Genomic DNA, 16271 nt, shown 5'->3' on the forward strand with positions numbered 1-16271 from the left:
ACAAAAATTAAAAGGGTAGTAAACCTGCTTTTATTAACGCTTGCAAACAAATAAGCGAAAAAATACCGGCAAGTACATCATCTGCCATTATACCCACGCCACCATCCATTCGCTTATCGAGCGTTTTGATCGGGCCAGGTTTGGCAATATCAAAAAATCTAAATAATAAAAAGCCTACAAGTAAGGTTTGCCAACTAAGCGCTGCACCAATCATCGTAATGTAATAACCCGCAACTTCATCCCACACTATGGCTGGATGGTCGTGCACACCTAAATCATCGGCGGTTTTGCCACACGCCCAAATACCAAAAACACTAATAACCACGGCAAACACGATTTGTAGCCAAAGCGGAAAATACATGGTCATAAAAATAAATGGTAAAGCAGCAAATGTACCAAAGGTGCCTGGCGCAACAGGCGCAAGGCCAGTGCCAAACCCTAGGCCAAATAACTGGTGCGGGCGCTTTAAATTAAACTGTTTTTTGCTAGTCAAACCTGCTCCTTGGCAAAGTGCTCAAAGCCCTGTTGCTCAAAATTAAATTTTTCACCGTGGTGTAAAAGCTCAATGTGCCCTTCGCCACTTTTTATTTGCCCTATGCACGTTGCTTCTACGCCGTATTGACGTAATTTAAGCTCCAACATGCTTTTATTATCTTCAGAGACAGTAAAAAGTAATTCGTAGTCATCGCCATAGCCTAAAATATACGGCAATTGCGCCTCAAAGCTCAGGCTTGAACGCATAGCGTCTGAGGTTGGGATGTTTTCAATATTTATACTGGCGCTAACTTGTGACATATCAAGTATGTGGCTTAAATCCGCCATAAGGCCATCAGACACATCAATAGCTGATGAAGCAAGGCCACGTAATACTTGCCCTGCAGCCACCCGTGGAGTGGGGTAATCAAAGCGGCTATTTATGTACTTTAAGTGCTCAGGCTCAATACTTAGGCCACGCTTGCGAGATTCAATAGCCAAGCCTGCATCACCTAGCGTGCCGGTTACACACACCCAGTCGCCCACTTTAGCACCTGCACGGCGTAAAGCTTTGCCCTCTGGCACAGTGCCTTTAGCGCATATAGTAACTGTTAAAGGGCCCTGCGTAGTATCGCCACCAATTATTTGTACATTAAAGTACTCAGCAATTTCGTGCATTCCCTCAGTAAATTCTTCAATCCACTGCTGGTTAATATTTGGTAGGGTTAATGCCACCGACACCCAAGTAGGCTCAGCCCCCATGGCTGCTAAATCACTTAGATTTACGGCCAGTGCTCGGTGTCCTAATGCTCGGGGAGAAATGTCATCAAAAAAATGAACACCCGATACAAGCGTATCAGTTGTTACTGCAAGTTGGCAGTTTTGCGGAACGGTAACTAATGCACAGTCGTCCCCTATTCCTAGGCTTACATCACGACGAGTTATACCACGACCTTTAAAGTAGCGGTTTATTAATTCAAATTCCTTCATACACAAAAAAGCCGACCTATGCCGGCTCTCCTTTTTAACGTGTACTAACTGTTAAAGCTAAGCTCTTTAGCAGAGCGCTTTAGCAAGGTTAGTATTACTTGCGTAAATGCTTAACAGCTTTATCAAGTACACCGTTTACAAATTTATGGCTGTCTTCAGCGCCAAATATTTTAGCAAGCTCAATGCCTTCATTGATTGCTACTTTGTATGGCACATCTTCACGGAATTTAAGCTCATACGCGCTTAAACGTAAAATTGCACGCTCTACCATATCTAAATCATCAAATGGACGTGTTAAATGCGGAGATACAGCTTCATCTAGTTGCTTATAATTAACGGCAACGCCACGCGCTAAATCTTTAAAGTATTCAACATCAATTTTAGTCACGTCGTTTTCGATCAACATTTGTTGTTCGATATCGGCAATTAAATTGCCACTTAATTGCCAAGAATAAACGGCTTGAAGTGCTAAGATACGTGCTTTACGTCTTGCTGCTGGTTTCACAAAAATTCCTTAAACTTAAATTTTATCTAACACATTAACCATTTCAAGCGCGCCTAATGCCGCTTCGCCGCCTTTGTTACCCATTTTGGTACCAGCGCGTTCAATTGCTTGTTCAATGCTTTCTGTGGTTAATACGCCAAATGCAACCGGGATATCATACTCAAGCGATACATTTGCAAGGCCTTTGTTAGATTCGCCAGCAACGAGGTCAAAGTGTGGTGTACCACCTCTGATCACTACGCCTAATGCGATGATTGCATCATACTCTTTTTTTGCCGCAATGCGTTTTGCCGCTAAAGGTAACTCTACTGCACCGGGTACATACACAACGGTAATGTCATCATCGGCTACGCCACCAGTACGCTTTAGCTCATCAACAGCACCTTCTAGTAGGCTGCTACCAATAAAATCGTTAAAACGAGAAATAACAATAGCGAATTTTTTGCCTGGAGCGTACTTATTACCTTCAATAATTTTCATTTGATAACCCTAAAAATATGTTCAAGCGGTTGCGATTGCGCAAAAATTGCTGCGCATCATACCATAAAAATAAAAAAATAGACTAGTTAAAAGCTGAGCCCTTATTGTGGCTCAACGTAATCAACCACTTCTAAATGAAAGCCCGAAAGTGCATGGTACTTTTTAGGGCGACTCATTAAGCGCATTTGCTTAATACCTAAATCAGCTAGTATTTGCGAGCCCACACCAACGGTACGCGATGTACCTTTAAATTTACGCGGCGTAACATTTTCGCCAGCATCGGCAGCAGCAAACGCTTTTACTGTGGCTTCTAGCTCTTCGGTGCTTTCTTGTTTGCCTAAAATAACCAGTGCACCGTTATTTTTTGCAATGTAAGCCATTGCATCAGAAAGCCCCCAGCTACGGTCCGCACTTCTGTCTGAAAGTAAAATGTCGTTAAAGGTGCTTTGTAAGTGCACGCGCACAAGCGTTGGCTCTTGCTCTTTAATTTCGCCTTTTAACAATACGTAGTGCAGTTGGCCGTCAATCGTATCTTTGTAGGTTACTAAATCAAACTCACCGTGCTCAGTAGGTAATTTACACTTAGCCACTTGCTCTATGGTGGTTTCGTTAAGGTTTCGGTATTCAATTAAATCTGCAATTGTGCCAATTTTAATACCATGCTCTTTAGCAAATATTTCTAAATCGGGGCGGCGCGCCATAGTGCCATCGGCATTGAGGATTTCTACAATAACTGATGAGGCTTCAAGGCCGGCTAAACGTGCTAAATCACACCCAGCTTCGGTGTGGCCTGCGCGCGTTAACACGCCACCTGGTTGTGCCATAATAGGAAAAATATGCCCAGGTTGTACTATATCGCTTGGTACAGCACCCTTTGCAATTGCCGCTTGAACTGTACGCGCTCTATCGGCTGCTGATATACCCGTTGTTACGCCTTTGGCAGCTTCAATCGACATAGTAAAGTTAGTAGAAAACGCTGCGCCATTGTTTTTAACCATTAACGGTAAATCAAGCTGCTCACAACGCTCTTGCGTCATAGTTAAACAAATTAAGCCACGGCCATGAGTGGCCATAAAGTTAATTGCTTCGGCGCTAATGTGCTCTGCTGCAATAATTAAATCACCTTCGTTTTCTCTGTCTTCGTCATCCATTAAAATAACCATTTTACCGGCTTTAATGTCGTCGATGATTTCTTGTGCGCTGTGTAAATTCATAAATTTGCTCGTGTAAGTTATCAGTGTCGTTATTTAACAAAACCAGCTTTAGCTAGTAAGCTCATTGAAATATCTGAGCCTGTCGGCTGCTCAGCCCCTTTAATAAGGCGCTCTAAATAACGTGCAATTTGGTCGACTTCTAAATTAACGCGTGTGCCCACTTTAAAATCAGCAATGGTGGTTTGCTCGCTTGTGTGCGGCACTATGGTTAATTTAAATGTATTACCTTGTACAGCGTTTACTGTCAGGCTTATACCATCTATACATACAGACCCTTTGTAAGGAATGTACTTCATTAAGTTTTCATCGGTGCTTAGCCAATATTCTGTGGCGCGCGCATTACTAGTAATGGCTGTAATGGTTGCAATGCCATCAACATGACCTGACACTAAATGCCCGCCTAAACGTGAAACCGGCTGCATGGCTTTTTCAAGGTTAACTGTTTGGCCAATATTATAATTTGCAAACCCAGTTAAGCTGATAGTTTCGTTTGATAAGTCGGCACTAAAGCCATCAATGTGCTTATCAACTACCGTTAAACATACGCCATTAGTGGCAATGCTATCGCCAAGCTTTACATCGCTCATATCAAGATTAGCGCTTTGAATGCGAATGGCTAAATCGCCTTGTTTTTTTTGTAATAGCGCAATTTTGCCTGTGGCTTCAATTATTCCAGTAAACATAGCCCTACTCTTTTAATTAAGTGATTGGAATGTGTTTTGTAGCGGTTATACGTAAATCATCGCCTATTTTCACACACTCTTTAAACGTCAAATTAACGGTGTTTTGCATATCTGTTAGCGGTGCAAAATTAACTAAGCTTTTTGCATCGCACCCCATTAGTTTAGGCGCTAGATAAAATATATATTCGTCTATTAAATTAAGCTCTGTCATTTTACCGGCAAGTGTAGCACCCGCTTCTAAATAAACATGATTAAATTGCAGCTTAGCAAGGTGCGCTAAAACAGACGTTAAATTAACTTTGTTATTTTGCTGTGGCACTTCTATATGCCTTACAAAATGCGGCCACTGCGTTGATTTATCAACCTTGGTAGTAAAAATTATTATTTCACTTTCAATATTAAATACTGCCAGCTCTGGTGTAAGCCTATTTTGTGAGTCAATTATAACACGCACCGGTTGGCGTAGGGGTAATTCAGTAGGCAAAGCCTGTGGCAACTCGCTTAACCTCACATTGAGCTTAGCATCATCGGTAATAACCGTATCAGCGCCCGTTAAAATAGCGCAGCTTTGTGCTCGGTGTAATTGTACATCTTGTCGCGCAGCGCTGCCGGTGATCCACTTACTTTGGCCATTTTTAAGCGCGGTTTTACCATCAATGCTGGCCGCCATTTTACACGTAACATACGGAAGCCCGTGCTCCATACGCTTAAAAAAACCTAAATTAAGTGCGCGCGCTTGCTGCTCTAAAAGCCCAAATGCCACCTCAATACCGGCATCGCTGAGTATTTTAAGCCCTTTACCTGCTACTTGAGGGTTGGTGTCGACCATAGCTGCAATAACTTTTACTACACCTGCCGCTTTTAAGCCCTCTGCACACGGCGGAGTGCGTCCGTAATGGCTACACGGTTCAAGCGTAACATACGCAGTCGCACCTTTTGCGTTTTCACCTGCTACAGCAAGGGCATTAACCTCAGCATGCCCCTGCCCAGCTAATTGATGAAACCCTTCACCAATTATGTGGTTATCTTTAACTAAAACACACCCTACATTAGGATTGGGGGTGGTTGTAAATCGCCCTTTTTTTGCAAGCTCGATGGCACGTGCCATGTACATTTCATCTTGCGCAGTAAAGGTTATTTGGTTTTGCATTATTACTCCCCTAAACGGGCAATTTCTTCACCAAATTCGCGTATATCTTCAAACGAGCGATACACAGAGGCAAACCGCACATAGGCTACTTTATCCAGTTTTTTAAGCGCCTCCATTATGCACTCACCCACAAGGTGACTTGATATCTCTCTCTCGCCGGTAGCACGCAACTGCGATTTAATAATATTAACCACTTCATCCACTTGCTCTGTACTAACAGGGCGTTTTTCTAGGGCGCGATTAAGGCCATTGAGTAGTTTATCTTCATTAAAGGGTTCTCGGCTGCCATCTTGTTTAATTACACGTGGCATAACTAACTCGGCGCCTTCAAAGGTAGTAAATCGCTCGTGACACTCGTTACATTCACGACGACGGCGAACTTGGTGGCCTCCGCCGACTAGGCGAGAATCAATAACTTTAGTATCTTTTGCGGTACAAAATGGGCAATGCATAACTCGGTACTTCCGTTTTAAAACAAAAAAGGCCGCTATTTAGCGGCCTTTTATCTTAGCAAAAAAATAGGGCCTGTTGGCCTTTCAGGATTAAATTTGTTCTATCTAGGGGTGATTTGATCGCGGCGCGAGGTTTGTAACCTAGTGGGCTAAGTAAAAACCGAGCAGAACCCGAGGGCAGTGCATGTTTGGCATTTATGCTGCGTTATCGCCTATTTGTGTGGAGTAACCACACTACATAGACTCTGCCTTGCCTAAAAACCAAACATACTACTGCAAATTAAACCTCGAAAGGTAAACAGGCCCCTTGTTGTGATCTAAATTACTGCTGCTTATGCAATTAAGCGTATACAGGTAGTTTTGCACAAATTGCTTTAACTTTTTCTTTAACTTGCGCTTGTACTGACTCATCGTTGATGTTGTCTAATACGTCACAAATCCAGCCAGCAAGTTCTTTCGATTCAGCTTCTTTAAAGCCACGACGCGTAATTGCAGGTGAACCAATACGTAAACCAGAAGTAACAAACGGTGAGCGAGGATCGTTTGGTACAGAGTTTTTGTTCACAGTAATATTTGCATTACCAAGCGCTGCGTCTGCATCTTTACCTGTGATATCTTTATCGATTAAATCAAGTAAGAATAAGTGGTTTTCTGTTTTATCAGATACGATTTTGTAACCGCGCTCTTGCATAACAGCAACCATAGCTTGAGCATTTTTAACTACTTGTGCTTGGTATGTTTTAAATTCTGGTTGTAGAGCTTCTTTAAATGCCACTGCTTTTGCAGCAATAATGTGACATAAAGGACCACCCTGGCCACCTGGGAACACAGCGCTGTTAAGCTTTTTGTAAATTGCTTCGTCGCCACAAGCAGAAATAATTAAACCACCACGAGGGCCTGCTAAAGTTTTGTGTGTTGTTGTTGTTACAACATGCGCGTGAGGTACTGGGCTTGGGTAAACACCCGCCGCAATTAAACCGGCAACGTGAGCCATATCAACAAATAAGTAAGCACCTACTTTATCAGCAATCTCACGGAATTTAGCCCAATCAACAATACCTGAGTACGCAGAAAAACCACCAATAATCATTTTTGGTTTGTGCTCAAGTGCTAGCGCTTCTACCTGTGCGTAGTCAATTTCGCCAGTTGCTTCGTCTAGCCCGTACTGGATTGCATTGTATAACTTACCTGAGAAGCTTACGTGTGAACCGTGCGTTAAGTGACCACCATGAGCTAAGCTCATACCAAGTACAGTGTCGCCCGCTTCTAATAATGCTAAGAAAACAGCTGCATTTGCTTGAGAACCCGCATGTGGCTGAACGTTTGCATAGTCAGAACCAAATAGCTCGTTAGCACGATCAATTGCAAGTTGTTCAACAACGTCTACGTGCTCACAACCGCCATAGTAACGTTTGCCCGGGTAACCTTCTGCGTATTTGTTTGTAAGCTGTGAACCCTGTGCTTCTAGTACGCGTGGGCTACAGTAGTTTTCTGATGCGATTAATTCAATGTGCTCTTCTTGGCGAGCAGTTTCTTTGTTTATCGCGTCAAATAACTCTGGATCAAAATCCGAAATATTCATGCTACGTTCTAACATTGGGGTCTCCTAGGGCAACGTGTATGGTGTTTTTTAGAGGCTTTATTGTACGCTTTAAACGACTCTTTGCCTACGCTCTTAAGTTGAGGATATTTAAACAGGGATTGAATCTATTTCACAGCGTTTTTAAGATGATATTTTTTTATAAATGCATTAATAATTTAAATGGCTTTTATTTTTTACATTTAATTAGTTAATGATAAATACTTTATTTAGCGCGTTCAAAATACAAAAAAAGCGGCCAAAGCCGCTTTTTTAACGCTAAGTTAGTTAGCCTAACTTAGCGAGTATTTCAGTGCGTAACGCTTCATAATCAGGGTTGATGTCGTTTGCTAAACAAGGTTTAGCAAGTGCGTCGCTAAGTGGTTTTGGCATATCAAGTTCAATATTTAGGATCTCTTCTACGCTATCTTTAAACTTAGCAGGGTGAGCAGTTGCTAAAAAGATACCTGCTGCGCCGGGTGCTTTATTCTCTACAAGACCTTGGTATGCAATGGCGGTATGCGGCTCTGCAACATAACCAGTTTGTTGAATATTTTTCATCACTGCTTGCGTATTTTCTTCGCTCACGCTGGTTGAGTAAAAATTATCGTAGCTAAACCAGTTATTATCTAACATTGTTTGCACACGTGGCCAGTTATTTGGCTTGCTTACATCCATCGCATTTGAAAGCGACTCAAGTGTGGCATTTGGCGCCCAATTTTTATCAAGCATGTAACGTGGCACGGTGTCGTTTTGATTTGTAGTCGCGCTTAGTTTACCCACCGGCAAACCGATTACAGCACCAATCATGGCGGCACATACGTTACCAAAGTTACCACTAGGGACCGAAATATGCGCTGTAGCACGCTTTTCTTTTGGTAGCTGAGCAATGGCTTCAAAGTAATAACATACTTGGGCCACTAGGCGGCTAATGTTGATTGAGTTAGCTGAATTAAGGCCAAGTGTAGATTTAACTTCGTCATCTAAAAACGACTTTTTAACCAGCTCTTGGCAATCATCAAAACTGCCATCAACCGCGTAACAATGAATGTTGTTACCAAGCGTAGTAAATAGCTTTTGCTGAGCAAGCGAAATTTTGCCTTTAGGGTATAGAATAACCACATCTATGTTTGGCTTGTTGTAAAACGCATGTGCAACAGCAGCGCCAGTATCGCCAGAGGTTGCCGTTAAAATCGTGACTTTTTCGCCTTGATTAAACTGTGCTAAACACTCAGCCATAAAGCGCCCGCCAAAGTCTTTAAACGCAAGCGTAGGGCCATGAAAAAGCTCTAAACAATAGTTATTGTCTTCAACCTCTACCAATTTTACGGGGAAGTTAAACGCATTTTTAACCATTTTAGCAACGGTATCAGCGGGTAATTCATCACCAATAAGGTGCGATAAAATTTTGCTACTGCGGGTAACAAAGTCCATATCTAATAACGCATCTACATCGGCGAGTGGCGCTAAGCTTTCAGGGAAAAATACCCCCTGATTGCGCCCAAGCCCTGTTTTTACCGCTTCAACAAACGACACTTTTTGAGAGTTTTCTTTTAAATTATGTAATTGCATAAATGCCTATCCTATAAAACTGTTAATTGACGCGTGCCGTCGTTATCTAATTTACAAATGTGGCAAAAGCCCTGCTCATTTATATAGTTTTGCGCTAACCACTGCGCACATTTTTCAGCAGCTTCTAATGTTTTACACACTGTAAATAAAGTAGGGCCCGCACCTGAAATACTGACAATTTCTGCACCAAGCGCTGGCAAATTTGCTTTCGCTTCGCTAAACCCTATTATTAACGGCGCTCGGTAAGGCTCTGCTATATCGTCTTGCATAATGCTCAGTGCATCATCAAAACGCTGCGTTAATAACAAACTGCTAAATGCCGATAAACGCTGTGCAAACTCAACCCCTGCATGCATGCTTAGCTCTTTAGGTAATACCGATCGTGCCTTTGCGGTATTAAGCGAAAACCCAGGAAACGCCGCTACGTAGTACCAGTTTTCATCAACTGGTAGAGCAATTGACTTATCTGGAATTAAATCGCCTGTAAGCTGTAAGCCCCCTAAATAACACGGGGTGATGTTGTCATAATGACGCCCGCCACTGACTATCGCTTCAAAATCAGCCATTAATTCAATCAGCTCAACTTGGCTTAAATTGGTTTGAGCAAACTTATCAAGCGCAGCAAAGGTTGCTACCACCGAGCACGCACTCGAACCTAGCCCTGAGCCAATTGGTAAATTCTTTTTAAGCTCTAATTTTACACTTGGCATATCTGGCGCAACGTGCGCTCTAAAATGTACTAAACATTGATATGCTAGGTTTTCGCTCGCATCGCTTGGTAACTTATGCGCGTATTCGCCAGAGCAAACAAACTCATCACTTGCTGCGGCGCTTACTACGGCTACATCACCTAATAAGCTGCCATCAATAGGCGCAAGCGCTGCCCCAAGTGCATCAAAGCCCACTGTAAAATTACCTATAGACGCCGGAGCATATACTTCTATCATAATGCTCTCCTAGCGCGATAACGTTTTTAATACGTCGGCAAATACGCCTGCAGCTGTTACCGCAGAGCCTGCACCGTAGCCACGAATTACAAACGGGCGTGGTTGATAATACTGGCTTAAAATAGCTAATGCGTTTTCACCATCACGAATAACATTTAATGCATGCGATGAATCGACCGCTTCAATGCCTACTTTACAGTGGCCTTCTTTAATTGTACCTACATAACGCAGTACCTTGCCCTCTGCCGCCGCACTTTGAATACGGTCGTTAAACTCAGCATCTAAACTTGGCAGTTTAGCCATAAATTCATCTACGCTGTCACCTTGTGCAAAACCTTGAGGCAATACCGACTCTACTTCTATATCGCTAAGCTCTAATTTCATGCCGGCTTCGCGAGCAATAATAAGTAATTTACGTGCTACATCGGTACCCGATAGATCATCGCGTGGGTCTGGCTCTGTAAAACCGCTTTCTTTTGCTTTAATGGTTGCCTCAGAAAGTGATAAACCATCTTCTAGTGCACCAAACATGTACGACAGTGAGCCTGATAAAATACCGCTAAACTCAAGTAACTCATCACCTGCACCAAATAACGACTGTAGGTTATCGATTACCGGTAAGCCTGCACCTACGTTTGTTTCGTATAAAAACTTGCGGTTATTTTTTTGTGTTGCTGCAATTAAGTCTTGGTAATAATCGTACGAGCTGGTTGTTGCTTTTTTATTAGCGGCAACCACATGGAAGCCCGCATTTAAAAAATCCACATACTGAGCCGCTAGCGCATCAGAAGACGTACAATCTACAAGCACGGGGTTTACTAAGTGATTTTGTTTTACAAACTGCTCAACTAAATTTAAGTCAAACGCTTGCTCTGATGCTGCAAGCTTTTGCTGCCAGTCATCAAATGCAATACCTTCGCTGTCTAAATGCAATTGACGAGAATTAGCAACGCCATATAGGTTTAACTTAATATTACGTTTTTCAAGCCACGCTTGCTGGCGCTCTAACTGAGAAATAAGCTCTTGGCCTACTAAGCCACAGCCAAGTAAAAATACGTCAATTGAAGGGACGTGGGTAAAAAAGTTTTCATGGCATATTTTTACTGCATCGTTACACAGCTCGCCATCAATAACCGCCGAAATAGCACTTTCTGTAGAATCCTGCGCAATGGCTACTATGTTTACTTGGGCCTGTGCAAGAGAAGCAAAAAACTGTGCTGCTAAACCTTTGTGTGCGCGCATGTTATCGCCCACTAAAGTAACAATGGCAAGATTACGTTGTACTTGCACCGGCTCAATTAAGCCTGCTTGTAATTCAAGTTCAAATGCACTTTGCAAGGCCTCTAGTGCTAGCGCTAAATCGCTTTCGTGCACACAAAAGCTAATGCTAAATTCACACGATGATTGAGTAATTAATACTATCGATACGTTATCGTGCGCAAGAGCATTAAATACCTTAGAGGCCATGCCCACTTTACCTTTCATGCCAGGGCCTGACACGGTTAGCATTGCTAAGTCTTGCAAGCTAGAAAGCGCTTTTACTGGCTCATCAGATGAATAGTCGTTACCAATTAATGACCCCTGAGCATCTGGATTATGGGTATTTTTAATTTCGCACGGTACGCCCGCTTTCGCGCACGGTAAAATGGTTTTAGGATGAAGTACTTTAGCGCCAAAGTAAGAAAGCTCCATCGCTTCTTTATAAGATAAGAAATCAACTTTAGTCGCTTTTTTGATGTAGCGCGGATCAGCACTGTACACACCATCAACGTCAGTCCAAATTTGGCAAATTTCAGCATCTAAACATGCCGCTGCAATAGCTGCTGAGTAATCAGAGCCATTACGACCAAGTGTAGTAAGTTCGCCTTGCTCGTTGCTTGCTGTAAAGCCTGGCATAATGTAAATGGTGGCTGGGTTTTCTTTAAGTACTGCTTGAAAGCGTGCTTTACTCGTTACTAAGTCGGCCTCAGCATCAATGTAGCCACCAGTAGAGGCAACACAACGCGTTGCTTCAAGGTATTGTGCATTGTGCGAGCTTAATAAACTTTGCATTAGCGATACGCTAACACGCTCACCAAAACTAATTACAAAAGCACGAATTTGATCTGGGCAGCACTTAATAAGCGCCACACCATCTAGCTTATTTTTAAGCTCATTAAAATCTGGCCAGTTTTTTACTTCGCCACTGCTTTTTTCTACTTCTGCTTTTAATGTCTCGCATCGGCTTAGCAAAGCTTGCCACTGCTGAGAAAAATCTTGACCTTGCTCAGCGGCACTTGCCAGCGCAACTAATGAATCAGTCATACCTCCGGGTGCAGAAAGTACCAGTAACATTTCATCTTTTAACTGTGCTTTTACCAGCAAAGCTACTTGTTGCAAACAGGCAAAGTCGGCAAGCGAAGAGCCTCCAAATTTTAAAACGCGCATTATTTATGTTCCTCATCCCATAAAACGAAAAAAGGCCTGTGTTCTTAGTGAACACAGGCCTTTAAATTTGTTGCACCGACCTATGCCACTATCCAGTAAGAATGGTGGTTGTAATAATAATGGTCAGTGCGCGATTAATTGTTTTCATAGAGCTAAGACTGCCTTAACAAAGGCTATGCTGTCAACCCCAAATTAAAAGATAAAACAGCCTTTTTGAACATGAAAAAACCTAATGAATGCCAAATTTATGCAAAACTTCACTTAAAGCCGATTTATTAATAGGTTTATTTATAAAGTCGATAGCACCAAGCTGCGCGACTTTTTGCTTCATTTGTTGTTGTATATCAGCGGAGATCACCAGTACAAAACACTCAATTTTTTCTGCCTTAATGCGCTCCAGCACTTGTACACCGTCAACTTCTGGCATGGTTAAGTCTAAACACAAAAGATCAAATTGCTGCAAGCGTAAAAGCGCCAGCGCATCGGCCCCGTTTGCGGCTTGTTGAATGTCGGCACTCACGCACTCATTTAAACAACGCACAACTTGTTTGCGTGCAACAGTGGAGTCATCACACACTAATATAGAAAATTTCATCATGTTAACTACTAAAATAACCTTCTAAAAATTATAAAAACGAGCCGTCCGTTGGTTTTTTCTATTCTAACACGTTCCTAAAACTCTAACACTTTGCTTGTTCGCATAATGTAATACTGTAACCTTACAATAAAACGTTAAATATTATTGATAATTGCCTTAGCTGCCTATTAAAAATCATCGTTTTTATAATCTCAGTAGCCATTAAAATTAATTTAAATCAGTTTAGTGCACTATTATTAAAACAAAACGACTCAATAGCTGGGCTATCTCTTTAAAATATAAATTTTTTATTTATTTTTAAGGTTTTATTGACTAACTTTTAAGTTAGAAATTGCAACTTAGATATAATTACACCGGATGAGTAAATCCCATATGTTACAAAAAAGCCTTTCTAAGAAATTGTTAACTAATGTTTTATCAGTGTATTTTTTGCTTACCTTTGTGGTGACATGTGGACAGGTGCTTGCAGAATTTGTAAATACTAAAGACTACATTCGTGATGAGCTAAGTACGCTGCAAAAAACCTTTAGCCGAAGCTTAACACGCGCAATTTGGGAACTAAACACAAAGCAAACAATTACAACCGCAGAAGGCTTACTTGCTATACCTATGGTGGAGGGCATTATAGTGCGCGACGACAGCGGTGAAATTATTTCGCAGCTGGGGCGCTCTTTGGATATACACAAACTTTATAACCAACAACTCGTACAAGAGGAAGTCATTATAGAGGACACCAAATCGGGTCTCTTTGGTTATACCTTCCCCCTAATTTTTGAATTTTCGGGGCGCGCTACTCAAGTAGGTGATGTGACCTTGTTCTCTAGCCGCGATGTGGTATTTAGCCGAATAATGGTATCTATTTACTTTTTAATTGGTAACGCCATGATCAAAACCACCTTTTTGATCATTCTGTTTTTAATGGCATTTAGAAAGCTGCTCACCGACCCTTTAAACGAGTTAACCGATCAAATAGAAAACTTAGAGCTTGATGACTTAGAAGGTCAACATATAGACATTGAGACCGAAGAGCATAACGAGCTAAACGTTATGGAGCAGTCTTTTAATAACTTAATAGATAAAGTAGTTCAATACAGAAAAGAGCTTGAGCATACCCAACGTGAGTTGATTGTTAGTAACGAAAAGCTCGACCAGCACAATATACAGCTTGAACAAGATGTTGCCCGTAAAACGTCAAACTTAAGCCAAGCTATGATGGATTTACAACAGCAAAAGTACGAACTAGAAAAACAAAAGCTGGTACTAACCGAAGAAGTTGATTTACGCAGACATACCGAAGAAGAATTATTAACTAAACAAAAAGAGCTTGAACGCTACCTAGATGAGCTAAGCCTTGCTCAAGAGCGCTTAGTAGGCACCGAAAAAATGGCTGCACTAGGCGGATTAGTCGCCGGTATTACACACGACATAAACACACCTATTGGTATTGGTGTAACTGCTATATCGTTTTTACAAGAGCGTTTAAACACGTTAGAAAATGCCTACAAAGAAAAAAAGTTATCGCCCAAAGCATTAGAAGAATTTATAAACGAAGCTAAGCAAAGCACAAGCTTGCTTACAACCAACCTTGATAGAGCCTCTGAGCTTATTGCCAGCTTTAAACAAATAGCGGTAGACCAAGCCAGTGAAGCTGTAAGAACAATTAACTTTAAAGATTATTTAAACGAAGTAATTTTATCGCTCCACCCTAAACTAAAAAAAACCAAGCACACCATAAATTTACAGTGTCCGGATGATTTAGTTCTTAACCTGCCTGCAGGGGCAATTAGCCAAATTTTTACTAACTTAATTATGAACTCAATTATTCATGGTTTTGATAATATTGCGCAGGGCAATATTGATATAAATATTAGCGCCGATGACACACTCCTTATTATTGACTACACCGATAACGGCAATGGCGTAACAAAAGAGCAATTAGCCAAATTGTTTGACCCATTTTTTACGACAAAACGCGACCAAGGCGGCAGTGGGTTAGGCACACACATAACCTTTAACTTAGTTAAGCAAACACTTAGCGGCTCAATAGAAGCAAGCAGTGAGCCTGGCAAAGGGCTTCATTACCATATTGAATTTCCTAAAAACATGCCAAAGCCATTATTTAATCAATAACGGCTTTGCTTAAAATCAGCCATTTCGAGAACCCCATTTTATTGCTATGATTGAGCAAATTTAAAAGATGGAAAAGTTACCTTATGTGGTTTAGTAACCTGATTTGTTATCGCTTTAAGCAAGATGTTTCGTACACTCAAGAAGAGTTTGAAAAAGCGTTAGAACAAGATGTATTTCGCCCTTGTGGCTCTCAAGACCTTTCTACATTTGGTTGGACAAAAGCATTTGGTAAGCATGGTGACTCGCTGGCGCATTTTTCACAAAAAAGCATTTTAGTGTGTGCCAAACGTGAAGAAAAAGTGCTGCCTGCATCTGTTGTTAATGAAATGGTTGCCGAAAAAGTAGATCAAATAGAAGCGGAAGAAAACCGCCCTGTTAAAAAGAAAGAAAAAGACGAGTTAAAAGAAAACATTTTAACTACCTTATTACCTCAAGCGTTTAAAAAATCGAGCCTACAGTTTGCTTTTATTGACCAAGAAAACGGTTGGGTTGTAGTAAACAGCGGCAGTTTTAATAAAGCAGAAGAGCTACTTGCATTGCTGCGTAAGTCTCTGGGCACATTACCGGTAGTACCTGCTTTTGCAAACTACGACCTAGATGTATTTTTAACTGATTGGTTAACTAACTTCAGCACCCCTGAAAACTTTGCTATAGGCTTTGATGCTGAGCTAGAAGAAGCCGACGACAGTGGCGCGCAGGTTAAACTAAAAGGTCATGATTTATCGTGTGATGAAGTTAAATCGCACCTAGAAAATGGTAAACGCGTGACCAAACTTGCACTTGATTGGCAAGAACGCCTGAAGTTTATGCTGCAAAACGATGGCTCTATCAAGCGTTTAAGCTACTCAGAAACTTTAAAAGAAGAAAACGCCGATATTCCTAAAGAAGATATGGCGGTTAAATTAGATGCTGACTTTATTTTAGCCTCAGAAGAAATCAAGCTATTGCTTGAAGAACTGACGGCCGGTTTAGGTGATGCAGAAGATTTATAAAACGCTAAAATTATAAGCGCTATTAAAACCAAAAAAAGCACGACTTAGTCGTGCTTTTTGCTTTTACCTTTATAACTG

The 16271-nt window shown here is 41.5% G+C and carries 15 protein-coding genes; 2 read left to right on the top strand and 13 right to left on the bottom strand.

The features are described 5' to 3' along the window. Positions 1–7 precede the first annotated feature (7 nt). The 13 genes from AN395_RS15245 to AN395_RS15305 form a co-directional block, all read right to left on the bottom strand. On the bottom strand, positions 8–493 hold the full coding sequence (locus AN395_RS15245) for a phosphatidylglycerophosphatase A (protein ID WP_054983487.1): 486 nt from the start codon (positions 491–493) through the stop codon (positions 8–10). After that, positions 490–1464 (bottom strand): thiamine-phosphate kinase, encoded by a 975-nt coding sequence (thiL, locus tag AN395_RS15250; protein ID WP_054983488.1) that lies wholly within the window; start codon positions 1462–1464, stop codon positions 490–492. Before thiL ends, AN395_RS15245 begins: the two co-directional genes overlap by 4 nt. A 94-nt stretch (positions 1465–1558) precedes the next feature. Next, positions 1559–1969, bottom strand: coding sequence for a transcription antitermination factor NusB (nusB, locus tag AN395_RS15255; RefSeq protein ID WP_004586866.1), 411 nt, complete (start codon positions 1967–1969; stop codon positions 1559–1561). A gap of 15 nt (positions 1970–1984) precedes the next feature. Further along, positions 1985–2449: a 6,7-dimethyl-8-ribityllumazine synthase gene (ribE, locus tag AN395_RS15260; protein WP_004586865.1), complete on the bottom strand. Its 465-nt coding sequence runs from the start codon at positions 2447–2449 to the stop codon at positions 1985–1987. 101 nt (positions 2450–2550) lie between these two features. Then, complete coding sequence (ribBA, locus tag AN395_RS15265; protein ID WP_054983489.1) at positions 2551–3663, bottom strand: bifunctional 3,4-dihydroxy-2-butanone-4-phosphate synthase/GTP cyclohydrolase II; 1113 nt, start codon at positions 3661–3663, stop codon at positions 2551–2553. A gap of 29 nt (positions 3664–3692) precedes the next feature. Next, on the bottom strand, positions 3693–4346 hold the full coding sequence (locus AN395_RS15270) for a riboflavin synthase (protein ID WP_054983490.1): 654 nt from the start codon (positions 4344–4346) through the stop codon (positions 3693–3695). 16 nt (positions 4347–4362) lie between these two features. Next, positions 4363–5496: a bifunctional diaminohydroxyphosphoribosylaminopyrimidine deaminase/5-amino-6-(5-phosphoribosylamino)uracil reductase RibD gene (ribD, locus tag AN395_RS15275; RefSeq protein ID WP_054983491.1), complete on the bottom strand. Its 1134-nt coding sequence runs from the start codon at positions 5494–5496 to the stop codon at positions 4363–4365. A gap of 2 nt (positions 5497–5498) precedes the next feature. Next, positions 5499–5948: a transcriptional regulator NrdR gene (gene nrdR, locus AN395_RS15280; RefSeq protein ID WP_004586861.1), complete on the bottom strand. Its 450-nt coding sequence runs from the start codon at positions 5946–5948 to the stop codon at positions 5499–5501. A gap of 340 nt (positions 5949–6288) precedes the next feature. After that, positions 6289–7545: a serine hydroxymethyltransferase gene (glyA, locus tag AN395_RS15285; protein WP_024031685.1), complete on the bottom strand. Its 1257-nt coding sequence runs from the start codon at positions 7543–7545 to the stop codon at positions 6289–6291. A gap of 270 nt (positions 7546–7815) precedes the next feature. Next, positions 7816–9099 (bottom strand): threonine synthase, encoded by a 1284-nt coding sequence (thrC, locus tag AN395_RS15290; protein ID WP_054983492.1) that lies wholly within the window; start codon positions 9097–9099, stop codon positions 7816–7818. Between the two features lie 11 nt (positions 9100–9110). Further along, positions 9111–10046, bottom strand: coding sequence for a homoserine kinase (gene thrB / locus AN395_RS15295; RefSeq protein WP_054983493.1), 936 nt, complete (start codon positions 10044–10046; stop codon positions 9111–9113). Between the two features lie 9 nt (positions 10047–10055). Further along, on the bottom strand, positions 10056–12473 hold the full coding sequence (gene thrA, locus AN395_RS15300) for a bifunctional aspartate kinase/homoserine dehydrogenase I (RefSeq protein ID WP_054983494.1): 2418 nt from the start codon (positions 12471–12473) through the stop codon (positions 10056–10058). A gap of 229 nt (positions 12474–12702) precedes the next feature. Further along, the gene (locus AN395_RS15305; RefSeq protein ID WP_024031682.1) at positions 12703–13071 is read right to left on the bottom strand and encodes a response regulator; all 369 of its coding nucleotides are present in this window, start codon (positions 13069–13071) and stop codon (positions 12703–12705) included. A gap of 372 nt (positions 13072–13443) precedes the next feature. Here AN395_RS15305 and AN395_RS15310 point away from each other — a divergent pair, with 372 nt between their 5' ends. After that, positions 13444–15201 carry a HAMP domain-containing sensor histidine kinase gene (locus AN395_RS15310; RefSeq protein WP_029773775.1) on the top strand — a complete coding sequence of 586 codons (1758 nt, stop codon included), beginning with the start codon at positions 13444–13446 and terminating at the stop codon, positions 15199–15201. Between the two features lie 83 nt (positions 15202–15284). Further along, a complete protein-coding gene (rdgC, locus tag AN395_RS15315; protein WP_004586854.1) occupies positions 15285–16193 on the top strand; it encodes a recombination-associated protein RdgC in 909 nt (302 codons plus the stop codon). Positions 16194–16271: the final 78 nt, after the last annotated feature.

The sequence above is a fragment of the Pseudoalteromonas sp. P1-30 genome, assembly GCF_001400005.1.
Lineage (GTDB): Bacteria > Pseudomonadota > Gammaproteobacteria > Enterobacterales > Alteromonadaceae > Pseudoalteromonas > Pseudoalteromonas atlantica.